This window comes from Flavobacterium sp. Sd200 (assembly GCF_009826935.1).
GTDB lineage: Bacteria > Bacteroidota > Bacteroidia > Flavobacteriales > Flavobacteriaceae > Flavobacterium.
In genome coordinates this window covers 1-22,443 of sequence record NZ_WUMN01000011.1, presented here as the reverse complement: position 1 = coordinate 22,443, position 22,443 = coordinate 1, and the positions used below count along the sequence as shown (strand labels likewise).

Genomic DNA, 22,443 nt, shown 5'->3' with positions numbered 1-22,443 from the left:
AACTATGGCATCTTTTTTAACCGATAATTTCATTTTAGAATCTGATGTTGCAGAACAGCTTTATCATGGTTTTGCTAAACATCAGCCTATTATAGATTATCATTCGCACCTGTCGCCGGAGGCTATTGCAAGCAATAAAAAGTTTGAGAACATTACCGATATATGGCTTAAAGGCGACCATTATAAATGGCGTGCCATGCGCGCATTGGGTGTTGAAGAGCGTTACATTACAGGAGATGCCAGTGATAGCGAAAAGTTTGCCAAATGGGCACAGACCGTACCATACACGGTGCGCAACCCTTTGTTTCACTGGACACACATGGAACTTAAAAATCCGTTTGGCATTACCGAACTTTTGAATGCAAATAATGCCGAAAGCATTTATAATACCACTACTAAAATGTTGCAGCAGGATAACTTCTCTACACAGGGACTGCTGCAACAATTTAATGTGGTGATGGTGGGTACGACAGATGACCCTATTGATACATTAGAGCATCATCTGCAACTAAAAAACAGTACCTTCAGTACAAAAATACTTCCGTCGTTCAGGCCCGATAAGATATTCAACATTCATACCGGGAACGATTTTAGGGAGTATGTTCAAAAACTAGGCAATTCGGCAGGTATAAACATTACCGACCTCGAATCCCTAATGGCTGCCTACAGCATTCGTATAGCTTATTTTGATGACGCAGGATGCTGTGCTTCAGACCATGGGTTAACAGCAGTGCCGCCAAGAGATAATTACAGCAAAGCCGAAATTGATGCCGTTTTTAAAGCTGTTTTAAACGGAGACGACAATAATGCCCTTTCTGTTAAAGACTCCTTTTCATTTTATGTATTAGCGGAACTATGCAAATTATATTATGACAAAGGCTGGGTTCAGCAGTTTCATTTGGGGTCTTTAAGAAACAGCAATGCACATAAAGTAGCGGTGCTGGGTGCCGATACAGGCTATGACACCGTGGGAGATTATAAACAGGGCGAGACCCTTGCTTACTTTTTAAACCATTTAGAGAGCCATGACAAGCTGGCCAAAACAGTTTTGTATAACCTCAACCCTGCCGATAACACATTGTTTGCAACAATGGCCGGGAACTTTCAGGGTGAAGGCATTCGAGGAAAGGTACAGTTTGGATCCGGATGGTGGTTTTTAGACCAGTTAGACGGCATGACCAAACAAATAAATACTTTATCTAACCAAGGGTTGATAAGTACATTTATTGGTATGCTTACCGACTCAAGAAGTTTTCTTTCATATTCGCGCCACGAATATTTCCGCAGATTGATTTGCAACCTTTTTGCGCAGGATATTAAAAAAGGATATATCCCTAACGATATCAACTGGATAGGCTCTATAATCGGAGATATATGCTATAACAATGCTAAAAACTATTTCAGGCTTTAGCACCTTTCATATCTACAGATATAATTATGATAAAAAATAAAACAGGCAGCTATAGGTGGACTATTTGCGCGCTACTCTTTTTTGGCACTACAATAAACTATCTCGACAGGCAGGTACTAAGCCTGCTGCATCCTGTTTTAGAAAAGGAGTTTGGCTGGACAAATTCTGACTACGGCACTATTACGGCCGTTTTTCAATTGGCTTATGCCATTTTTATGCTGCTTGCCGGACGCTTTGTAGACAAACTTGGCGTTAAAAAAGGCTATACCATTGCATTGATTATATGGTCTATAGGAGCTATGATACATGCCTATGCCATAGAGATAGGTAGTGTAGCTGCTAATATTTTAGGCGTTATAGGAGTTTCGGGAATATCAATATCTGTATTGGGTTTTATAATTGCCAGATTGGTTTTAGGTATGGGAGAATCGGCCAACTTTCCGGCGGCAATTAAAGCCACGGCCGAGTACTTCCCTAAAAAAGAAAGGGCACTTGCCACCGGTATCTTTAACTCAGGCTCAAACATAGGTGCCATACTTGCGCCTTTAACTGTGCCTTGGCTGGCCTATCATTTGGGTTGGCAAAGTTCTTTTATAATAATAGGTGCCCTTGGGTTTATATGGTTACTATTTTGGCTGGTATATTATGATACTCCTTTAAAACAAAAACGATTATCGGCAGAGGAACTGCAATACATAGCCCACGACACTGTTTATGATAAAATATCTGAACCCGAGCCTGAAATAAAAGTATCGTGGTATAAACTCCTAACCTTTAGGCAAACCTGGGCATTTACGCTTGGCAAGTTCTTTACCGATGGTGTTTGGTGGTTCTTCCTGTTTTGGCTTCCCTCATATTTAACAGGGCAGTTTAATTTAACTGCAACACAAATTACATTGCCGCTTACTGTACTTTACACTATGACGATGGTAGGCAGCATTAGCGGTGGCTGGTTCCCTATGTACTTTATTAACAGGGGATATTCATCTTACGACGGACGCATGAAAGCCATGTTTTACATTGCGCTTTTTCCATTAGCGGTTTTACTTATCCTGCCTTTTGGTGATATTTCTTACTGGATACCCGTACTGTTAATTGGTGTTGGGGCATCGGCACATCAGGCATGGTCGGCAAACCTATACTCTACAATTTCCGATATGTTCCCAAAAGCAGCCGTAGCAAGTGTTACCGGTATAGGCGGTATGGCAGGCGGAATTGGCGGTGCGTTGGTATCGGTGCTTGTAGGCAGGGTTTTAGACTATTACAAAACCATGGGCAGTGTAACCACAGGATATGCAATAGTGTTTAGTGTTTGCGCGCTTATCTACCTAATTGCCTGGAGCTTTATGAAAGTGCTCGTGCCAAAAATGAAAATAGTAAAGTTGTAAGAGATATTCTTAAGCCTGTTGTACCGTTTCCAGATTTGTTGAATTTCTTAGCTGTATAGTTGTTTCTAAAAGAATTGTTTCATACTGAGCAGGCTTCTTTCCGTGAAGATCTATAAGCTCTACAAGCTTGTTCAAAGCCAAATAGCCTATGTCTCGTGCAGGTTGACGTATGGTTGATAACGATGGATTTAGTGAAAAAGCAATATCAGTGTTAGCAAAACCAATCACGGCAATATCTTCAGGCACTTTTATCTTTAGGTTGGCAAGTATGCCCAAAGTGCGGGTTGTAATAACATCTGTAGCACCAAAAATAGCATTGGGCCTAATATTAGCTTCTGTCAACTGCTGTATCGACTGGCATATTTTTGCATCCATGGCCTCCGTATCTTCAAGGCTACAGTACACCATATAACGCTGGTTGAAAGGTATATCGAGATTTTTTAATGCTTTTTTAAAACCTAATATACGCTGGTTGTTCTCGCCAAACTTATCACCCGTAATAAATAATATCCTTTTTCTGTTAATGTTTATAAGATGCTGGGTTGCTTCAAAAGCTCCCTTATATTCGTTAACACCAATTTTTGTAGTCTCAATAGCAGGATTAAACCTGTCGAACAAAACTATTGGACAATGGTTTTGAGTGATATAATTAAGATATTCTGAATTGGAGGTTTCGCTTACCGGAGCCATTAAAATGCCATCCACCCCTTTTGAAATAAGCGCATCGAGACAGGCTTTTTCGTTATCTACATTTTCAAAACTCTGCATAATAATAATATCGTGCCCGGTTTCTAAAGATGCTTTTTGGATGCCGTCTAATATCTGTGCCAAAAAAGTACTGCTAAAATAAGAACAAACCAACACACCAATAGAATTGGTATGCCCGATTTTTAAACTTTTGGCCAAACGATTGGGCTTATAATTATTGGCCTTAGCATAATCATTTACCCTCTGTTTAGTTTCATCGCCAATTTCATAGCTGTTGTTCAGTGCTTTTGAAATTGTTGAAACTGACAAGTTTAAAGCTTTTGCAATGTCTTTTATAGTAATATTGCTCATGTTTTTTTAGCCTACTTTATTGATCTTAGCTTACTATAACGTTTTAATAAATAAGGTCTAAAGAGCATGCAAATTTTGTTTTTACTTCAAACTTTTTGAGGTCAAACAGAAAATAACACCAATAAACCTATATGATAGAATAACAATAATACAACATATTTTATTGTTTGAAAATATTTCCTGCCTTTTTTTACCGAATCATAAAAAAAGCCACACATAAAATGCATGGCTTCACTTTTAAGCTTTAAAGCTTATTGAATATTAAAACTAACTATAACTTACTTTTAAATGGTGCTGCCGGAAGGCCTTCTTTATTGTAAAGATTTGCTTTGGCCGGATTATCTGCCCAGGCATACTTAATAAAAACAGGGTTAGTAATCAAATCACTATAAACTACCACCTCATTGTTTTTTATCACCGCTGTTGCCCAAACATACTTTTCATCGGCTCCGGCAATTGCAAAATAGTGCAGCGTATTGTCTCCTTTAGCCATAAGGCCACTTCCAATATCATTAAAGCTTACAATAATTTTATTACTTTCTTTTCTTATGGCTTTTACAGATGGCCCCGAAGCAACCACTTTTGTATTGCCATACACCAGCTTTTCTGCCTGTAAGGCAAGCCTTTCGCCAACATCTTTTTTATTTACAGGATGGATGTCATTCCATTCGCCAAGATCTAAAGCTACCGCCATAGCAGTATTGGGTACTGTTATTATTTTGCTTTGCTGCTCTCTCATAACCGCCCAATTCGTATCGGTAGGCTCCTGCTTTTCTTCCATATATCCCGGCAACTGAACGTATATGAACGGAAATTCCTGCTTCCAGCCTGCACGCCAGTCGGCGATAAGGGTTTTCATTAGATCAGAATATTCGGTTGGCTTGCCTGTATTAGATTCACCCTGATACCACAAAGCTCCTTTTATAGCATAGTTTTGCAAGGGTGCTATCATGGCATTAAACAAACCTCCCGATTTCCATCTTATAAATGTTTGCGATTTGAGGGGTTGCATTACCACACCTGTTTTAAACTTCCATAACCCCTGCAGGTCTATAATTTCTTTTCCGGCAGTAATCTTGTAAGGTTTATCTAAAATAAAGCCCCCTTTTCCTGCATTGTTAATTATCCTGACTGCAATAGTATTTTTACCCGCTTTTAAAACTCCCGCTGCTATTTTATAATCTCTTGGTGGATACTGGTATGAAGTTGTGCCAACGAATACATCGTTCACATAAACAGAGTCGGCATCTACGATCCTGCCCAGTTGCAGTTTGGCTTCAAGCCCCGTCATGCCCTGCGGTACGTTAATTGTTTTCCTGAACCAAACTGCACCATTAACATTCCCTATTTGCGTATCTGCCCAATAACCGGGAACTTTCATTTCGTTCCAACCGCTATCATCAAAGGCAGCTGTTTTCCAGCCTTTTTTTAAACCCTCATCTTTTTTGTTAAGTTCTCCATACCATGCCGCCGATGCCTGTTTATCTTCCTGCTCTATTTTGGCAATAAGTTTATCGTCTTTCATAGACTGCATTTGGTCAAAATATTCAGGGAACTTTTTCAGGCTGCCCTCACTGATCCATGCCTGAGCGGGCGATCCGCCAAGGGATGCATTTATTATACCGATCGGTATATGATGTTTTTGATATACTGCCTTAGCAAAAAAATAAGCCACACCCGAGAAATCGGCTATTGTTGTCGGGCTTACAGATGCCCAGTTACCGGAATTAACATCGGGCTGCTTTGCTTTAAAATTATAAACATCTGGCACTAAAAACTGTCTTATATTATCGTTTTTAGCGTTCGCTTCTTCAGGATACGTATCCAAAAGGCGGTTCATGGCCAATTCCATATTAGACTGACCACTGCACAGCCACACATCGCCAAACAAAATATTGCTAACCTCAACCTTATTGCTTGCGCTAAAAGTCATAGTAAATGGCCCGCCTGCTTTTTGAGATGGAAGATTTATTATCCACTCCCCTGTTGCATTAGCTTTTGCTGTATAGCTCTTGCCGTTAAAAAGAAGGCTTACTTTTTCAGACGGGGCAGCCCAACCCCATAGCTTTAAATTTTGAGAATGCTGCAACACCATGCCGTTGCTGATAAGCTTTGGCAGTTTTACCTGCGCAAATACTGTTGCCTGTCCCAGCAGTAATGCTAAAGCCAACCATTGCAGCCTGTATATTTTTTTTATTGATCTTATCATTACTTTAGTTTTATAAACATACTGTAATATAGCATTTTTAAATTCAAAACGCCACTTATATATGCAGTGACTGCGCACTGTTTTTACCCAAAAAACAATGCGCAGTTTACATATTAAACTAACCCAAACTTAATATTTGTCTTTAAATTCCGGGAGTCTGTATTTCCGGAATAGAGGTACATATTAGTTATACCCCGGATTTTGATATCCAATTCTTGAATCGTCCATTGCGTCTAACTGGCTCTGTGGTATAGGGCGCAGATACATGTATGGCTCAATAGTACGCTGAAAAGTTTGTGGCGTAACATTTGTTGCAGCCATTCCACCTATTACATAAGTAGATGCATACTGTGTCCATTTTTGCGTGCGCACAAGATCATACCAACGGTAACCCTCGCCAAAGAATTCGCGGGAACGCTCTGCAAGAATATAATCTATAGTGATTGTAGCTGGCGTAGCAGCTGTCATGGCAGCACTGTGGTCTTCGTTTTTTTCTACATTGCCGTTGTTGTCAAAACGCCATTTTCCGGCACGTGCACGCAACACATTTACCAATTCTCTTGCACTTTTACCACTTTGTGTAGAAGCACCTTTAACAGCCGCTTCGGCAGCTACAAGGTAAAGTTCTGAGAATTTAGCAATATTGAAAGGGCGTGTATTACCTGCATTTGGCTGACCAAGACCTGTACCGTTATCTGTACGGTAAGTACCCAGTTTCCAAAGACCCGGATAACGCAGCCTGTTTATGCCTTGCGGAGAAATTACATAATCTGCCCTGCCTGGTAAAACACCGGCACCTATGTTACTTTTATAAACTGCATTAGAATAATCTATAGGCGTTGAAGGCTCATCGTTAAGGAACGTTACTATAGCATCGCCCGGCCTAACCTGTAAATTATTAGCATTATACAAAAATGCATTAGTTACACCGCCTTTTGGCCAGTTAGCACGGTATGTGGTAGTAAATGTACCATCGTAGCGCGAATCGTTAACTTTATCGGCAAAAGTGTTTATAATAGCTCCCTGTGTAGGTGCCATACAAGACCATGGACGTCCCAAATGCTGTTCTGCCTCACGCTGAACCGAGCTTATAAGTTGAGAATGTTCTGTATTGGCAGAACTTCTTATTAATGTATAGTTTGAGGTTACCATCCAAACCGAAAAGTTATCCGGGGCTGCACCTGTACCATAAGTAAGGCTTCCTCCGTTGTAGAACTCACTTGCCTGCGTATGATCTGCATACAATAACATTTCTTTGTTACGATCGTTTTGCGCAAGGTTAACATCATAATAGGTAGCTTGTAAACCAAAAGAACCCGGACTGTCTATAGCTGCAGCAGCAACATCATAAGCCTGCTGGTAATACCATTGTGCATTGTGCCCATCAGGGTCTGTACGCGGGGTATCAGGATAGGTAGGAATATTACCAGGATTTTCAAGCCACCAACCATATGTAAGGTAGGCTTTTGCCAAATAAAGGCGTGCAAGAGTTTTTGTAGCACCACCGGTAACACGTCCATTATCAGGCAGATCTTGTATTGACGTTAAAAGATCGGGGAATATACCTCTTGTGTACACTTCCGGTACTGTATTGCGTACAGAACGACGGCTTGCTGAAGTATTAAATTTAAGCTCTCCTGAACCCAGGTCTAAAGGTACACCACCAAAAGTTTGTACTAAAAGGAAGTAATCGAACGCACGGAAAAATCGTGCCTCTGCTATTTGTGCGGGTGTAATTGAAGACACTGAAGGTCCAAACTCAATAACACCGTTAGCACTGTTTATATTAGGCCACGCTGTATTCCACAAAACATCCGAACGGCTTGTCAGGCTGTTTAACTGCCCCACACCCGAAAGGTCCATGTCTTTAAAGTTACCATCGCCACTTGAACCATACGTATATTCATCTGTTCCGGTAAGGCACATATTATAATAGTATCCCTGTCCGTACATATAACGCAGGTGTGCATACATACCGTTGATTCCGCCTAATACACCTTTTTCAGTTTTAAAGAACTCAGGAGTTAAAACAGATCGTGGCTCTTCTGTAAGTATTTCATCAGAACATCCTCCAAGCAACATTGCAAACAACGTTGTTGCCATTATAGTTTTTAATCGTATATTTTTCATAGTTGTCTTTTTTAGAATGATACATTCATACCAAATATCCAGTTGCGTGTTGTTGGTGTATTTGTACCAATAACTAACAAGCGAGAGTTGATCGCAGTATTTACAGCCTGATTCTCGTTACCATAAGAGTTTGGTTCCGGATCCATACCGGTTTCTTTATGATATGGCGAATAAATTACGAACGGGTTCTGCACTGTACAGTAAAGCCTTAATTTGCTAACATGCAGGTCTTTTAAGAATTGTTGTGTAAACGTATATCCTAAAGATATGGTGCGTATTTTTACATAAGAAGCATCAAAATAAGCCAGTGTACTACCATATTTAGGGTTGTTGCTGCTCATTATACCACCCGGTTTAGGGTATTTTGCATCTGTATTTTCCGGCGTCCAGTAATCAACATATACGTTACCCCTACGTCCGTCTAAAAGGTTAAGGTATCCTGATGAGCCATAAAGTGTACTGATAAGTGTACCTCCGTGCTGGAATGCACCAACCACACCAAGATCGAAACCTTTATAGGCTACGTGAGTATTAAAACCACCCTGAAATTTAGGGTTCGGGTCTATTACCTGGCGGTCGGCAGCACCAATAGCCCTAACTGGTGTTCCATCGGCATTATACCCTCCTGTATAATCTACCTTTATCATACCTACGTTACCTCCCGGCTCTAAGATATTCAGATAAGGATCGCCTTCCTGCCAAAGTCCAACTTTTTTGAAATCGTAAATTACATTTATCGGGCTGCCCACAAACCATCCGTTTGCTTCATCCCTCGTAGCTCCTGAAGAAAGTGCTGTTAGCTTATTACGGTTAGCGTAAAAGTTAAGTCCCGCATCCCATGTAAAGCCATTGTAATTGTCTAAAATGATACCGTTAAGCGATATTTCAACACCTTTATTTTGTGTAGCACCAACATTGTTTGTTTGTGCACTTACACCATTTGTTATAGGTATTATGCTACGCACAAGAACGTCTTCAGTTTTTTGAATATAATATTCTAAAGTACCGGTAAGGCGACTGTTGAAAAGACCAAAATCTAAACCATAGTTCCATGTTTTAGAGTATTCCCAGCCTAACGAAGGGTTTGGTGCCTCAGACACATAATATCCTGTAGTATTTGCAGAGCCAAAATTATACGGCCTTGTACTTAAAAGACCTAATGTTTTATAAGGATCAACTGCCTGGTTGGAAGTCTGCCCGTAACCTATTCTGAATTTTAAAAGGTCTATGGTATTTATGTTTTTCATAAAAGACTCTTTCTTAATGTTCCAACCTGCAGATATTGCCGGATATGTATGGTATTTATTACCCGGAGCAAGCCTTGATGAACCGTCTGAACGAAGGGTAGCACTAAGCATGTACTTGTCATCATAAGAATACATTATACGTCCCATATACGATACAAGACCACTTTGTCTGTAAACCTGATTGTTAGGATTAACTGCTATCTCACCGGCTGCTGTTCCTAAATTGTAAAACTGAAAGGCTTCTACCGGAAGATCCCTTGCGGTAACCGACCTGTAATTATACGTCTCTTCCTGAGCCGAGTATAATGCAACAGCATTTACTTTGTGTTTTTCGGCAAAAGTACGGTCGTAGGTAAGAAGGTTTTCTACTGCCCAGTTTGTAGTTAGTGCATTGCTGACACCAGCTGTAGACACAGTTGTTGGGTTAACATTAAATACTCCCTGACCTGTGTAGTTTCCGCTATCCGAAACACGCACTGTACCACCTATATTGGTACGGAATTTTAAACCCTCAACATAAGGTATCTTTACCTCAGCATATATTGTGTTATATGAAGAAAGAGCCCTGTTTTGATCTATATAACTGTCTCCTAACCTTTCAAGACCTTCTCTTGTATATACAAATTGGTCATCTAACGGAGACCTTACAAATCTTTTAAGACTGCCGTCTGCGTTGTAAGGATTCGCTATAGGCGATTGGCTCAACACGCCATAAGTACCTATGCTGCTTCCGTTAGTAATAGCATAGTTATTATTAGAACTGAAACCAAAACGGAAAGCTCCTAATTCCTGATCTAAAGATGCCTGTAAAGAAAAACGCTCATAATCCTGTAGGGGTATTAAAGCCTCATCATTAAAGTAGCTAACACTAAAGTTATAACTACCTTTTGCAGTACCACCGCTCACTCCTAAATAATGATTGGTTATCATGCTCGAATTTTTAAAGAACATTCCCTGCCAGTCTGTATTAACTCCTTCTTCCTCATCCGGACCGTTAGAAGTATAGATACCCGCATCTGCACGTAGTTTAGAAAACTGAGCACCGTTCATCATTGGGTATTCATTAAAAATAGTTTTTATACCATAATATGAATTATAGGTAAATTTTGCTTCCTGCCCTTTTGTTCCTTTATTAGTAGTAACCAATATTACACCGTTTGCTCCACGAGAACCGTAAATAGCTGTAGCAGAAGCATCTTTTAGTATATCGATACTCTTAATATCATCAGTACTGATGTCTCCAATAGATCCCGAGAACGGAATACCGTCTAATACTACAAGAGGGTCGTTACTGCCACTAAGGCTTCGCGAACCACGAATACGGATTTGCATTGTAGCACCAGGCTTACTTGACGACTGCATCATTTCTACACCCGCAATACGTCCCTGTAATGCCTGAGTAATATTTGGTGAAGGTACTTCGCGAATAGCATCTCCTTTTATAGATGCTACCGATCCTGTTACAGCTTCTTTGCGCTGTGTACCGTAACCCACCACAACAACTTCGCTAAGTTCTTTTGTATCAGATTGCATTACAACATTAACTGTACTGCCTGTAACAGTTATTTCCTGAGTTTTAAATCCAACAGATGTAAATACCAAAACGGTATTTTGTGGTACCGAAATACTGTAGCTACCATCAATATCGGTAACAGCAGCATTAGTTGTACCTTTTATAAGCACATTAACTCCGGGTATGCCCAGCTTATCCTCAGACGAGGTTACAACACCCGTAACATTTGTTTGCCCCTGGGCCACACAAACGTGGGTAGCTAAAAAAAACGTAAGTAATGCTACCAAACGCCTAAGCGGTAATGGTATACTGTAGAGGTTCTCCATAAATTTGATTAGTTATTATTTGATTAATTAGTGTTAGTGTAAAATGTTTTTCATGCATTTACTGTTTGGGTTTACAATATTGTTATTTACTAATGTGGCCATCATTAATTATAACGTTTTCGTTAATTAAAAACACTACTCTTATGGTATTATAGACCAAAAGTAAAGTTTACATAAAATGGCACAAAATTATTTTACCGAAAGTTACGAATACGTTGTAGTAAATTTGTAAAAAATTATATTTATTTAAAAAAAATATGTTATAAAAATAAATACAAAAATTTTAAAACATATAAACTAATTATTACTCATAAATAAACTTAATTTAAGAAAACTATAAGATTTCTCACAAGACATCTAAACAAACAAATTCACAGTAAATAATTAATATGCAGAGAGGGTATTCAAGAAGTAAAAATATAATAAATAGCAGCATTCAAATGGTCTAAAAAACCTCATTGATTTTTTCGATGAAATGAAATACATTTTAACAATTTAAAACAGTTTTTTAATTAGGTATTAACGGTGCGCCATACTTAATCAAAGTAATTTTAATGTATAAGAAACCTGAAAATTGATGCATTATGCCGAAAAGAAGATCACCAGGGCCACAGGTCAAAAATATAGACCAGTATGAAGCCCTAAGAGACAAAGGCTACAGCAAAGAAAAAAGTGCAAGGATAGCCAATAGTGAAGGAGCCGAACATAGGGGTGGCATAGCCAAGCCCTATGAAGAACGAACAAAGCAAGAACTATATGAACAGGCCAAGAAAGTGGGTATTGAAGGTCGTTCTAAAATGACAAAAGTCGAATTAATGTCAGCTTTAAGAAACAACTAGCCCAATAATCCCCACAGGTTGCGTATGCCTAAAACAGCATCGGTCAAAAAAGATCTGTAAGGGCGTATGATAAAATGCTGGTTAGCCTGCTCACGCCTGAAAAAAACAAGGCCTAAGTGATACGTATCTATAGATACTGTAACCCTTGGGTCTTTTTTTATGGCTTGCCATGCAGCTTCCATTTCATCAGTTTCGTGTATGCCACCTATTATTGCTACTGTATTATTATTTATATCGGTAATGGCTCGTTCTAAAAGCGGCATTAGCTGCGCTTCATTTTTGCCTGTAAGATATATAAGGTCGGCACCACCGGGTACAGGAACATAATTAGAATAAAACCATACTTTCGAGTTTATCTCTTCTGCCGAAGCGCGAATGGCTTCGGTAATGACAGGAGCATCTTCACCTAATATTAAAAACTTGTATGACTTAAAGTAACTTATAGTCCTAAACAGTATATTAAGCCCCTGCCTGCTTAACCCGGCCTTAACAGCATCGGGGCTGCTTTTGAAAACAACATATTGCTTTTTGTAAAAGCCGTTAGCAATAAGGCTATATATAAACGGAGAATGAACCCCGTGTGCATTTACGGAGTTCAGGAGGAATTTAATATATGCTTCTGTTCTCATTCAAATCCTGTATAGAGTTATGTTTCAAATCTATCAACCAACTAACTACTCTTCCATCTTAGCACTTAATTCAAACCAGCGTTCGGTTTTATCGTCAATTGCTTTAAGTACCTTTTCAAGTTCAGATGCTTTTACCTCAATATCGCCATCGGCTATAGAGCCGTCAGAGAAAAGTTTTTCAATCGCAGCTTTATCGCGCTCCAGATCCTGAAGCTCTTTCTCTATTTTATTGAATTCCTTTTGCTCGTTAAAAGTAAGCCCGGCCTTAACATTATTCTGTTTCCAGCTTTTGTTATCGCTAACAGGTTTTAGTTCGGCTTTGGTGGGTTCAGCACTGTCTTCATAACTACGGAAATCGCTATAATTACCCGGAAAATCTTCTACCACACCTTCACCCTTAAATACAAAAAGGTGGTCTACGATCTTGTCCATAAAATAGCGGTCGTGGCTCACTACAAGCAAACACCCCGGATAATCTAACAAAAAGCTTTCAAGCACATTGAGCGTAACAATATCAAGATCGTTAGTAGGCTCATCGAGTATTAAAAAGTTAGGGTTTTGTATCAGTACCGTACACAAATAAAGGCGTTTAAGCTCTCCCCCACTAAGGCGGTCTACAAAGTCATATTGCTTTTTACGGTCAAACAAAAAGCGTTCTAAGAGTTGTGCTGCGCTAATTGTTCTTCCTTTAGCCAGCGGAATATATTCGCCAAACTCTTTAATAACATCTATAACCTTTTGGCCTTCTTTAGGGTTAATACCGCTTTGAGTGTAGTAACCTATCTTAACCGTTTCTCCCACTACTACTTTGCCCCCATCTACAGGCAGGGTTTGGGTTACCATATTTAGAAAAGTAGATTTACCCGTACCATTCTTACCTATAATACCAATGCGCTCTCCCGGTTTAAAATTATAGTCAAACCCTTCGAGTATTTTTTTATCGCCAAATGTTTTAGTTATTTTATGCAGCTCTATAACCTTTCTGCCCATTCGTTCCATGTTAATTTCGAGTTCTACTACATGCTCCTTACGACGGCTGTGGGCTTTCTCCTTGATCACATAAAAATCGTCCTGACGCGATTTACTTTTGGTAGTACGGGCCTTTGGCTGGCGGCGCATCCAGGCAAGCTCTTTAACAAACAGGTTTTGAGCCTTGTCTATACTGGCATTTTCTGCTGCAATGCGCTCTTCCTTTTTTTGAAGGTAGTAGCTGTAATTGCCTTTATATTGATAGAGTTTACCGTTATCTAATTCTATAATTTCGTTACACACGCGCTCCAGGAAAAAGCGGTCGTGGGTAACCATAAACAGTGTAATATTCTCTTTGGCAAAATAATTTTCCAGCCATTCGATCATTTCAAGATCAAGGTGGTTGGTTGGCTCATCAAGTATCAACAAATCAGGTTTATTGATAAGGATTATAGCCAGTGCCAAACGCTTTTTTTGTCCGCCGCTAAGGCTTTTAACCTTTAGTTTAAGGTCTTCAAGCTTAAGTTTAAAAAGAATTTGCTTGTACTGGGTTTCAAAGTCCCAGGCATTGTGCAACTCCATTTTTTCAAAGGCTTTTTGGTAGGCCGTTTCATCTTCCGGATTTTCCAGGGCTTTTTCATACGCCTCAATTACCTTCAGTATCTCGGTACCCGACGCAAAAATGCTTTCCTCAATGGTAAGCTCAGGATCGAGGTTAGGTTCCTGAGAAAGAAACTCCATTTTAATATCCTTACGCATAATCACCTGACCGGTATCAGGCGTATCATTACCATTAATAATTTTAAGGATACTGGTCTTGCCACTGCCATTCTTGGCTACAAAAGCTATCTTTTGGTCTTTGTTGATACCAAAAGACAGGTTTTCGAAAAGCGTGCGTTCGCCAAATGATTTTGATATATTTTCTACTGAAAGGTAATTCACGTCAGGATTATTTTTCAGCAAAAATAGGTTATTAATTACGAATTAAAAATTACGGATTACGAATTGGAAAATGTTTCTAACAAAACTAATTATTGTTTTTGTATTTTATACTTTTGGTTAAATCGAACAACAATTATGCTAAAAAAAATCAATAAGTTATTGTCGACAATTAAACCTAAAACACATAATTCATATGTATGCCAGCATTGTGGCAAAAAAGATCATGATTGCCTGCCCTGGCTTATAAAACGCCTTTATATTATGATTGTTTATCCGAAAATGAGAAAAAAAGCATAACCGAATTATCATCAGACACCTGCATCATAAGATATGGTGACGAAACCAATTATTTTATAAGATGTGTCATGTTACAGGATATTTTATTTCATGAAGAAAAACTTAACTACGGCTTATGGGTTTCATTAAGTGAACAAAGTTTTTATGATTACATGAATAATTATGATGATAAAGAAAGAGAAGGGAAATATTTTGGTTGGATTTCAAATAATCTTATTGGCTATGATAAAACGATAGAAATACCCACCGATGTAGTTTTAGGACAAAATGGAAATCGTCCTGAAGTAATTCCTCATAAAAGCTTTAACCATCCTTTCATTAATGATTACTATAAAGGTATTTCGCTTGAAGAAGCACATAATAGAATTGCACAAATTCTAAACAAAAAAATCCCATAGCTGTTTAAACTATGGGATTTTCCATTATTTGATTTTTTTTAAAACTTAACACCAAACTTAGCTGCCTGAGCTTTAGCGTTAGGTATCTGTGCCGTTATATTCGATATCCTTGTAGCATCAGACGGGTGCGTACTTAAAAACTCCGGTGGTGCAGAGCCTCCTGAATTTGCCGACATTCTTTGCCAAAATTCTATTGCCTTATCAGGATTATAGCCTGCAATGGCCATAAGTATCAAACCTATTTCATCGGCTTCATTTTCGTGTTTCCTGCTAAAAGGCAATATACCTGCATATTGTGTTGTAACACCATAAGCCTGCTGATACAACTGCTGTGCCGTTGCACTTTGCCCCGATGTGGCTACACCAACACCTGCTGCACCAAGTTCCTGAAGGGTTGTGGCACTCATGCGCTGTGCACCATGGTTTACCAATGCGTGGGCTACCTCATGCCCCATAACTGTGGCAAGGCCGGCCTCATCTTTAGTAATGGGCAGTATGCCTGTATAAACAACTATTTTGCCACCGGGCATACACCAGGCATTTACATCTTTAGAATCTACTAAGTTATATTCCCATTGGTAGCCATCCAAATATCCCTGATAGCCGTTGGCATTCAGATATTTTTCGGCAGCAGCCTTAATTTTTTGACCCACACTTGTCACCATTTGCGCCTGACTCGTGCCCTTAATTACCTTGTTTTCTTTTAAAAACTGGTCATATTGAGCAAAGGCAGTAGGAAATATTTGGTTGTTACTAACAAAGTTAAGATCTTTTTTACCTGTAAAAGGATTTGTGCTACAGGCTACTATCAACAGAAGGGCAGCCGAGGCGGATAAGATGACTTTTTTCATATCAGGTTTTATTAAACGGTCTTCAAATTTACTATTTTTTTAGTTTTTCTTATTCCGAATAAATACCAAATTAAGTTAAACTATTGTGAATGTTTAATATTACCTATAATTGAAAATATAATAATGCGTAACTAAAATATTGAGATTATTCCTATCTTTTTATGAATTTTATCCTAAAAACGCTTCCGTTTGAATAGAGCTCGAGCAGATACATTCCGGGCTGCAGTTTGTAAGTATCTACCTGTTTGGTGCTGCCACTCTTCTGGATTACCGTTTTTCCTGACATATCCATTACCAAAAGTTTGTCGGCAGCAAAACCATTTGTACCATTAAGATGCAAAACATCGCCAACAGGGTTAGGATATACAATAAAATGACTCTTGGTATCCATGTCATCAAGCCCTAAAGAAGTACATACTACCTTTACGGGAACAGTTAAATTATCAGTAGCATTATTATTACCAATTTCTCCATTAAAATTAGCTCCAAAACCCCATAGAGTATTATCCTGTTTTAGAGCCATAACATGCCTTCCTTTTGTTGCAATAAACTGCCAGTTGGTTTGGGCTCCTACATGTAGAGGAATGTTAGAATCGTGTTTTGTGCCATTACCCAATGTACCGTCAGCATTGCTTCCCCAGGGCCCATAATGTATTATTGGCTTTAAGTGCCAGTGTGTTATCCATACCTGCTACAACAAATAGCCAATCTGTGTCTGTGCCAACCTGTGTTAGCTGCTGTGTAACAGCACTATCGCCAATACCTAACTGCCCGTTTACATTCCAGCCCCAGCCCCACAATGTGCCATTAGTTTTTATAGCAAGAGTATGATCGTCGCCTACTGCGATCTTTTCCCAATCATTATCTGTACCAAAGCGCACAGGGAGAGTTACAGCCCTTGAAATTCCACCACCTCCTAAATCAACAAAATGACTAAAGCCCCATTGCCAAAGACTGCCGTCTGTTTTTATTGCCGAAGAATAATTTGCTCCGGTTTCTATAACAGACCAATCACTATCCTGCCCTATCTGTGCCGGATAATAGCCATTATCAACAGTACCGTTACCCAGCTCACCTCTTGAGTTATCGCCCCAGCCCCACAGCGTGCCGTCAGTTTTTAAAGCAAGTGTATGATCATAGCTCACCGATAGGGTTAGCCAATCGGCATCTGTCCCTATCTGTACAGGTTCTGTGCTTGCTGAAACATCTCCAAGCCCCAAAGAGCCGTTAAGATTTCTGCCCCAGCCCCACAACGTGCCATTTATTTTTATGGCAAATGTATTAGTGCTTCCGGCAAAAACCTTTATCCAATCAGTATCTGTACCTACCTGAACAGGAACAAGTTTTCTCTCAGTACTGCCATCTCCAAGCTGACCATATTCATTGTATCCCCAGGTCCATAAAGTCCCGTCGGTTCTTACGGCAGCAGTATGGGCACTTCCGGTAGCAATAGCCTGCCAGCATTGAGCATTGGTTACAAAACAAAATAGTAAGGTGATAATGGCAAACAGTCTTTTCATTATTTGGTTGGTTAGCTTAACGATTAAAGATAAAGTATCACTATTATCAAAAGGCTAACGCTGTTATACGCCATTTGTTTTGAGCTTTTTTCTTAAAATAAGTTAAAAATTAAGCTTTTACCATAAAGGTTCTTACTTTTTTATAAACTTTTTTATATGCATCGTGTCTTTTGCTCTTATGCTTATAAAATAGATGCCCGGCACTAGTTTTTCGACATTTATATTAGTAAAGTCGCCCGATTGTTTTAATACTGTCTTTCCGGACACATCGGTAATTAGCACAGTACCTTTAGTAATGCCGATGTTGTCTTTTAAATAAAGGACATTATCAACGGGATTAGGGTAAATAATAAAATTATTTTTGGCTGCATTTTTATTTGCCATAATTGCACAACCTACTGCTGTAGGCAGGTCTCCGCTACCATAATCATTATTACCAAAAGTTCCGCTGTTAAAACCCCATGCATAGAACGCTGTATCGTTCATGGCAAACATGTTGTGTGATGGCGATACTACTATAAACTGCCAATTGGTTTCATTGCCAATTTGTACAGGTAACAAAGCATCTTCATGCGTATTAGTACCAAGCTGTCCATTTTCATAGCTGCCCCAAGTCCATATAGTACCGGCTGCTTTTAATCCGGCTGATGCATTTTGTCCGGCCGACACCGATATCCACACATCACTGCCTATCTGTACCGGAACGGTAGTTGCTACAGTAGTACCATTGCCTAACTGACCATCAAAATTATATCCCCATGCCCATAAAGTTCCATCGGTTTTTAAGGCTAATGTGTGTGCCCCGCCTATAGAAAAATCATCCCAGTCTGTACCATTTATAGCTATAGGCATATTGCTGTCGGCTGTAGTACCATTACCCAATTGCCCTACAGAATTATTACCCCAGGTATATACAATACCGTTGGCTTTCCTGGCTATTGCCCTACCATTACCGGCCCAAACTGTTTGCCAATCATTGTCCTGCCCTACCTGTACTGGCCTCCTCTCATCGCCATTGTAACGACCAAGCCCAAGTTCTCCATCGCTGTTTATACCCCACGTCCATAATGTGCCATCGGTTTTTACAGCTATCGTAAAATAACTGCCTGCAGCAACAGTTTGCCAATTAGTTGCATTCCCTACACGTGTAGGTACTGCTATAGATGTTACGTTGCTGCCCAAACCCAACTGCCCCATTTGGTTGCTGCCCCATACCCATAAACTGCCATCTGTTTTAATAGCTGCGGTATGATTATAGCCTGCGGATATAATTTGCCAATTGGTATCGGTATTTATTTGGGTAAAAGTGCGTACACCTACGCCCGATGTTGTACCTATTCCTAACTGACTCCAATTGTTGCTCCCTGTTGCCCAAAGGGTATTGTCTTCTTTTAAAGCAAAAGTGTAGCCTGCGCCCAGGTAAACTTTTTGAAAACATTGCGCATTCGCCATTACAGGAACGAGAAACAATAACGCAAACAAAAAACATAGCATTTTTTTCATAGGACATTTTTTTCAAAAATAATATTTTGACTTAGCCGGTCACATCGATCTATGTTGTGTTTTCATCAAAAAAATACCATCAAATTTATAATACTTTTATAACCCTCATCTTTATTGAGAAATTTTAAATCTGTAACTTTATTATCTCAACAAAAAAGTAGTTATGTCAACTGCAAACAATAAGCACAGGAGCTCTTTAAAAATACCCAAAGCATTTAAAATAGCTTCAAAAATTCTGGAAACCACTTCTCCAAAGCTGGCTGCCCGTTTTGCAATAAAACTGTTTACCACCCCTGTAAAGTTTAAACTCCCAAAGCGTGAAGAAGAAATGAACCTGCGCAGCAGGCAGGAAATGGTAATGATACCGTCGTTAAATAAGTCTATAAACGTTTACTTTTTGGGAGACAGCCCAAAAAAGGTATTACTTGTGCACGGATGGAGCGGTCGTGGAACACAATTGGTTACTATTGCCGATAAACTTTTGAAAAAGGGATATAGCACTGTAAGTTTTGATGCTCCTGCACATGGAAAATCGACAGGAAAGACCAGCGATATGACCGAATTTGTTGCGGGTATCTTAGAACTGGAAAAGCTTTATGGCCCTTTTGAGCATGTTATTGGTCACTCACTTGGCGCTATGGCAACATTAAATGCTGTAAAAAGAGGGCTTAATGTAAATAAAGCGGTGATTATAGGCAGTGGTGATGTGGTAAAAGATATTATGGATGATTTTTGGCAAAAATTAGGCATGAATATTGCCACAGGAGAGTTGATGATTAACCTGTTTCAAAAGAAATTTAACGAATCTATAGACAGCTATTCGGCATACATTGCTGCAAAGGAGGTTAGTATTCCTGTGCTTGTTTTACACGATGAAAATGATGAAGATGTTCCTGTAAGTGCAGCACATCATATTCATGAAAATCTTACAAACGGACAATTGGTAATAACTAAGGGACTGGGGCATAGAAAAATTCTTGGAGACAAAACCGTTATTAAACAAATAACTGAATTTTTACAATGAAAAAGATATTGATGATGATGACAGTATTGATAACACTGACAGCCTGCCAGGGACAGGAAAAGAAAGTGTCTAAAAATAAAACTGTCAAGACAGAGACAAAAACGAAAGGAAAATTTGCCGTTACTAAGACCGATGCGGAATGGCAGTCACAGTTAACACCACAACAATATAGTGTGCTGCGAAATAAAGACACAGAACGCCCTTATACAGGCGAGTATGACAACTTTTTCGAAAAAGGAATGTATGTTTGTGCTGCTTGTGGTAATCCGCTTTTCAACTCAAATACTAAGTTTAATTCACATTGTGGCTGGCCGTCTTTCGATCAGGCTATTAAAGGGTCTGTGATCTATGAAGAAGATAACAGCCTTGGTATGGAGCGCACAGAAGTTATGTGTGCCAAATGTGGAGGGCATTTAGGTCATGTATTTGATGATGGACCAAAGGAAACTACCGGACAGCGCTTTTGTACCAATTCTGTTTCCATAAAATTCATACCGTCTAAATAAACATTATACGGCTATAAAAAAATGAAGTTTAATCAATTTGTTATCTGTTAAGATTTCTGCATGGATTTTGGACCAGAAATAAATTGCAGTAAATTCGTTTAATTCACGACAATAAAAACTAAACTATGAGCACGACACATAATTATCCGTTACAAAAAACCGAAGCCGAATGGAAAGAACAATTAGGCTTGGAACGTTATAAAATATTACGCCAAAAGGGAACCGAATTTCCTCATTCAGGCAAATATAATCTTGCTTTTGATAAAGGAACCTATTGTTGCGGTGCCTGTGGTGAACCACTATTTATAAGCGATTCAAAATTTCAGTCTTCCTGTGGCTGGCCTTCGTTTGACGAATCTATCCCGGGCAAGGTAGAATATATAAAAGACACTTCGTTTGGCATGCTTCGTACTGAAATTCTCTGTGCAAACTGTGGCAGTCATTTAGGACATGTATTTGACGATGGCCCAACAGAGACAGGACAGCGCTATTGTGTTAACTCTTTATCGGTAGATTTAAAAGAAGAATAAAAATAACCATATAACCCCGCTAATCCAGTGGGGTTAATTATTTTGAATATAATATGGATCTCTTTAACGAAACTCCTGATTGGTCGGCTGCATTGCGAACACTAATAGCAAAATATAAAGATAAACCACATCCGCTACATTATAAAAACATGTATCAATTGCTGGTAATGGTTGTTTTATCTGCCCAGGACAGCGATGCACATATTAATAAAATAACACCTGCTTTTTTTGATAAATATCCAAATATGCAGGCATTATCAAAAGCTACTACTGCGGGCCTGCTGGAATATCTTGCTGAAGTACGCTTTCATAGCAATAAAATTGCCTGGCTTCAGGAGATAGCCGAAACATTACAAGAAGACAAAAATATTCCAACGACAATGAAAGAACTTGTTGCTCTTAAAGGTGTAGGAAGAAAATCGGCAAATGTAATAATGCGCGAAGCAGGGAAAAAAGCAGAGGGCATTTTAGTTGATCTCCATGTTTTACGGGTAGCACCGCGCATTGGTATTGCAAAAGGTAAAGACGCTACCAAAATCGAAAAAGAAATAATGGCTGTATTGCCACAAAATATGTGGGGAGAGGTAGGTATGGCAATTTCATTTCTGGGACGTGAAACCTGTCGCCCAACGAACCCAAAACATAATGAATGCATACTTTCTAATATATGCGAATATTGCAATCAACACAAAAACTAAGAGAGAGAAGTGACGTGTACTTCTCTCTCTTAGTTTTAGTATATTTTTATTAGGTCGCCGGCAGAGGTAAAAGTAGCTGTAAGATCTACACCATCTTTATTTAGTACCAGCTTATATTCTCCATCATCAGCTTTATATGCCTCCTTAATAGTATATGTGCCGTAGTTCTTCTTTATTTGTTCTAAAGCGGCTTTGTCAACAGACGATACATCTATTTTTTTGTACTGCTTTTCCTGGAATATAATTTTAATACTGTCATTTTTAAAGGATTCAGCATTACATATTGCGCCAAAACAAAGGGTAATGGCTAATGATAAAAATAACTTTCTCATGGCTATAATGTATTAGTTCATCCAAAGTTAACCAAGAGAACCATGCACAAGTCCCAATTAAATGCTAAATGTAACATAAATAAAAAAGCAAAACCCCCTTACTATAAAGTAAGGGGGGTTTT

General features: G+C 39.1%; 19 protein-coding genes. 8 read left to right on the top strand and 11 right to left on the bottom strand.

Going from position 1 to position 22,443, the window contains the following annotated elements; translation table 11 throughout:
• Window positions 1-4 precede the first annotated feature (4 nt).
• Together uxaC and GR160_RS18310 are read left to right on the top strand one after the other, a co-directional pair.
• Entirely contained in the window at window positions 5-1,411 is a 1,407-nt protein-coding gene (uxaC, locus tag GR160_RS18315) for a glucuronate isomerase (RefSeq protein WP_160751356.1), read from the top strand.
• Between the two features lie 29 nt (window positions 1,412-1,440).
• Complete coding sequence (locus GR160_RS18310; RefSeq protein ID WP_160751380.1) at window positions 1,441-2,799, top strand: MFS transporter; 1,359 nt, start codon at window positions 1,441-1,443, stop codon at window positions 2,797-2,799.
• 9 nt (window positions 2,800-2,808) lie between these two features.
• Here GR160_RS18310 and GR160_RS18305 read toward each other — a convergent pair whose 3' ends face one another.
• The 4 genes from GR160_RS18305 to GR160_RS18290 form a co-directional block, all read right to left on the bottom strand.
• The gene (locus GR160_RS18305; protein WP_160751355.1) at window positions 2,809-3,858 is read right to left on the bottom strand and encodes a LacI family DNA-binding transcriptional regulator; all 1,050 of its coding nucleotides are present in this window, start codon (window positions 3,856-3,858) and stop codon (window positions 2,809-2,811) included.
• A 271-nt stretch (window positions 3,859-4,129) separates the two neighbouring features.
• Window positions 4,130-6,067 carry a sialate O-acetylesterase gene (locus GR160_RS18300; protein WP_160751354.1) on the bottom strand — a complete coding sequence of 646 codons (1,938 nt, stop codon included), beginning with the start codon at window positions 6,065-6,067 and terminating at the stop codon, window positions 4,130-4,132.
• A gap of 183 nt (window positions 6,068-6,250) precedes the next feature.
• Complete coding sequence (locus tag GR160_RS18295; protein WP_160751353.1) at window positions 6,251-8,197, bottom strand: RagB/SusD family nutrient uptake outer membrane protein; 1,947 nt, start codon at window positions 8,195-8,197, stop codon at window positions 6,251-6,253.
• 11 nt (window positions 8,198-8,208) lie between these two features.
• Window positions 8,209-11,283, bottom strand: a complete 3,075-nt coding sequence (locus tag GR160_RS18290) for a TonB-dependent receptor (RefSeq protein WP_160751352.1) — start codon at window positions 11,281-11,283, stop codon at window positions 8,209-8,211.
• Window positions 11,284-11,867: 584 nt separating this feature from the next.
• Between GR160_RS18290 and GR160_RS18285 the strand changes: the two genes are divergently transcribed.
• The gene (locus tag GR160_RS18285; protein WP_160751351.1) at window positions 11,868-12,122 is read left to right on the top strand and encodes a Rho termination factor N-terminal domain-containing protein; all 255 of its coding nucleotides are present in this window, start codon (window positions 11,868-11,870) and stop codon (window positions 12,120-12,122) included.
• On the opposite strand, the gene GR160_RS18280 is transcribed toward GR160_RS18285, so the two are convergent.
• Both GR160_RS18280 and GR160_RS18275 read right to left on the bottom strand, forming a co-directional pair.
• A complete protein-coding gene (locus tag GR160_RS18280; protein WP_160751350.1) occupies window positions 12,119-12,751 on the bottom strand; it encodes a hypothetical protein in 633 nt (210 codons plus the stop codon). The genes GR160_RS18285 and GR160_RS18280 overlap by 4 nt on opposite strands.
• A 45-nt stretch (window positions 12,752-12,796) precedes the next feature.
• Window positions 12,797-14,662, bottom strand: a complete 1,866-nt coding sequence (locus GR160_RS18275) for an ABC-F family ATP-binding cassette domain-containing protein (protein WP_160751349.1) — start codon at window positions 14,660-14,662, stop codon at window positions 12,797-12,799.
• A 227-nt stretch (window positions 14,663-14,889) separates the two neighbouring features.
• Here GR160_RS18275 and GR160_RS18270 point away from each other — a divergent pair, with 227 nt between their 5' ends.
• The gene (locus GR160_RS18270) at window positions 14,890-15,357 is read left to right on the top strand and encodes a DUF2199 domain-containing protein (RefSeq protein WP_160751348.1); all 468 of its coding nucleotides are present in this window, start codon (window positions 14,890-14,892) and stop codon (window positions 15,355-15,357) included.
• Window positions 15,358-15,395: 38 nt separating this feature from the next.
• Here GR160_RS18270 and GR160_RS18265 read toward each other — a convergent pair whose 3' ends face one another.
• The 4 genes from GR160_RS18265 to GR160_RS18250 all read right to left on the bottom strand — a co-directional run bounded on the left by GR160_RS18265 (window position 15,396) and on the right by GR160_RS18250 (window position 19,231).
• Window positions 15,396-16,208, bottom strand: a complete 813-nt coding sequence (locus GR160_RS18265) for a M48 family metallopeptidase (protein WP_160751347.1) — start codon at window positions 16,206-16,208, stop codon at window positions 15,396-15,398.
• 151 nt (window positions 16,209-16,359) lie between these two features.
• Entirely contained in the window at window positions 16,360-16,824 is a 465-nt protein-coding gene (locus GR160_RS18260) for a T9SS type A sorting domain-containing protein (protein WP_237421251.1), read from the bottom strand.
• Between the two features lie 7 nt (window positions 16,825-16,831).
• Window positions 16,832-17,728 carry a hypothetical protein gene (locus tag GR160_RS18255; protein ID WP_160751345.1) on the bottom strand — a complete coding sequence of 299 codons (897 nt, stop codon included), beginning with the start codon at window positions 17,726-17,728 and terminating at the stop codon, window positions 16,832-16,834.
• A gap of 132 nt (window positions 17,729-17,860) precedes the next feature.
• On the bottom strand, window positions 17,861-19,231 hold the full coding sequence (locus GR160_RS18250) for a T9SS type A sorting domain-containing protein (RefSeq protein ID WP_160751344.1): 1,371 nt from the start codon (window positions 19,229-19,231) through the stop codon (window positions 17,861-17,863).
• Window positions 19,232-19,394: 163 nt separating this feature from the next.
• On the opposite strand from GR160_RS18250, the gene GR160_RS18245 reads away from it, so the two are divergent.
• The 4 genes from GR160_RS18245 to nth all read left to right on the top strand — a co-directional run bounded on the left by GR160_RS18245 (window position 19,395) and on the right by nth (window position 21,989).
• On the top strand, window positions 19,395-20,255 hold the full coding sequence (locus GR160_RS18245) for an alpha/beta fold hydrolase (protein ID WP_160751343.1): 861 nt from the start codon (window positions 19,395-19,397) through the stop codon (window positions 20,253-20,255).
• Window positions 20,252-20,761, top strand: coding sequence for a peptide-methionine (R)-S-oxide reductase MsrB (gene msrB / locus GR160_RS18240; protein WP_160751342.1), 510 nt, complete (start codon window positions 20,252-20,254; stop codon window positions 20,759-20,761). The genes GR160_RS18245 and msrB (GR160_RS18240) overlap by 4 nt, the downstream gene beginning before the upstream one ends.
• A gap of 125 nt (window positions 20,762-20,886) precedes the next feature.
• Window positions 20,887-21,291, top strand: a complete 405-nt coding sequence (gene msrB / locus GR160_RS18235; protein ID WP_160751341.1) for a peptide-methionine (R)-S-oxide reductase MsrB — start codon at window positions 20,887-20,889, stop codon at window positions 21,289-21,291.
• A 53-nt stretch (window positions 21,292-21,344) separates the two neighbouring features.
• Complete coding sequence (gene nth, locus GR160_RS18230) at window positions 21,345-21,989, top strand: endonuclease III (protein WP_160751340.1); 645 nt, start codon at window positions 21,345-21,347, stop codon at window positions 21,987-21,989.
• 35 nt (window positions 21,990-22,024) lie between these two features.
• On the opposite strand, the gene GR160_RS18225 is transcribed toward nth, so the two are convergent.
• Complete coding sequence (locus GR160_RS18225; RefSeq protein ID WP_160751339.1) at window positions 22,025-22,321, bottom strand: hypothetical protein; 297 nt, start codon at window positions 22,319-22,321, stop codon at window positions 22,025-22,027.
• Window positions 22,322-22,443: the final 122 nt, after the last annotated feature.

Excerpts from the sequence above, each read along its gene's own strand:
- uxaC (WP_160751356.1), top strand. The coding sequence starts at position 5 with ATGGCATCTTTTTTAACCGATAATTTCATTTTAGAATCTGATGTTGCA.
- GR160_RS18305 (WP_160751355.1), bottom strand. The coding sequence starts at position 3,858 with ATGAGCAATATTACTATAAAAGACATTGCAAAAGCTTTAAACTTGTCA.
- GR160_RS18300 (WP_160751354.1), bottom strand. The coding sequence starts at position 6,067 with ATGATAAGATCAATAAAAAAAATATACAGGCTGCAATGGTTGGCTTTA.
- GR160_RS18295 (WP_160751353.1), bottom strand. The coding sequence starts at position 8,197 with ATGAAAAATATACGATTAAAAACTATAATGGCAACAACGTTGTTTGCA.
- GR160_RS18290 (WP_160751352.1), bottom strand. The coding sequence starts at position 11,283 with ATGGAGAACCTCTACAGTATACCATTACCGCTTAGGCGTTTGGTAGCA.
- GR160_RS18285 (WP_160751351.1), top strand. The coding sequence starts at position 11,868 with ATGCCGAAAAGAAGATCACCAGGGCCACAGGTCAAAAATATAGACCAG.
- GR160_RS18280 (WP_160751350.1), bottom strand. The coding sequence starts at position 12,751 with ATGAGAACAGAAGCATATATTAAATTCCTCCTGAACTCCGTAAATGCA.
- GR160_RS18265 (WP_160751347.1), bottom strand. The coding sequence starts at position 16,208 with ATGAAAAAAGTCATCTTATCCGCCTCGGCTGCCCTTCTGTTGATAGTA.
- GR160_RS18255 (WP_160751345.1), bottom strand. The coding sequence starts at position 17,728 with ATGAAAAGACTGTTTGCCATTATCACCTTACTATTTTGTTTTGTAACC.
- GR160_RS18250 (WP_160751344.1), bottom strand. The coding sequence starts at position 19,231 with ATGAAAAAAATGCTATGTTTTTTGTTTGCGTTATTGTTTCTCGTTCCT.
- GR160_RS18245 (WP_160751343.1), top strand. The coding sequence starts at position 19,395 with ATGTCAACTGCAAACAATAAGCACAGGAGCTCTTTAAAAATACCCAAA.
- msrB (WP_160751342.1), top strand. The coding sequence starts at position 20,252 with ATGAAAAAGATATTGATGATGATGACAGTATTGATAACACTGACAGCC.
- msrB (WP_160751341.1), top strand. The coding sequence starts at position 20,887 with ATGAGCACGACACATAATTATCCGTTACAAAAAACCGAAGCCGAATGG.
- nth (WP_160751340.1), top strand. The coding sequence starts at position 21,345 with ATGGATCTCTTTAACGAAACTCCTGATTGGTCGGCTGCATTGCGAACA.
- GR160_RS18225 (WP_160751339.1), bottom strand. The coding sequence starts at position 22,321 with ATGAGAAAGTTATTTTTATCATTAGCCATTACCCTTTGTTTTGGCGCA.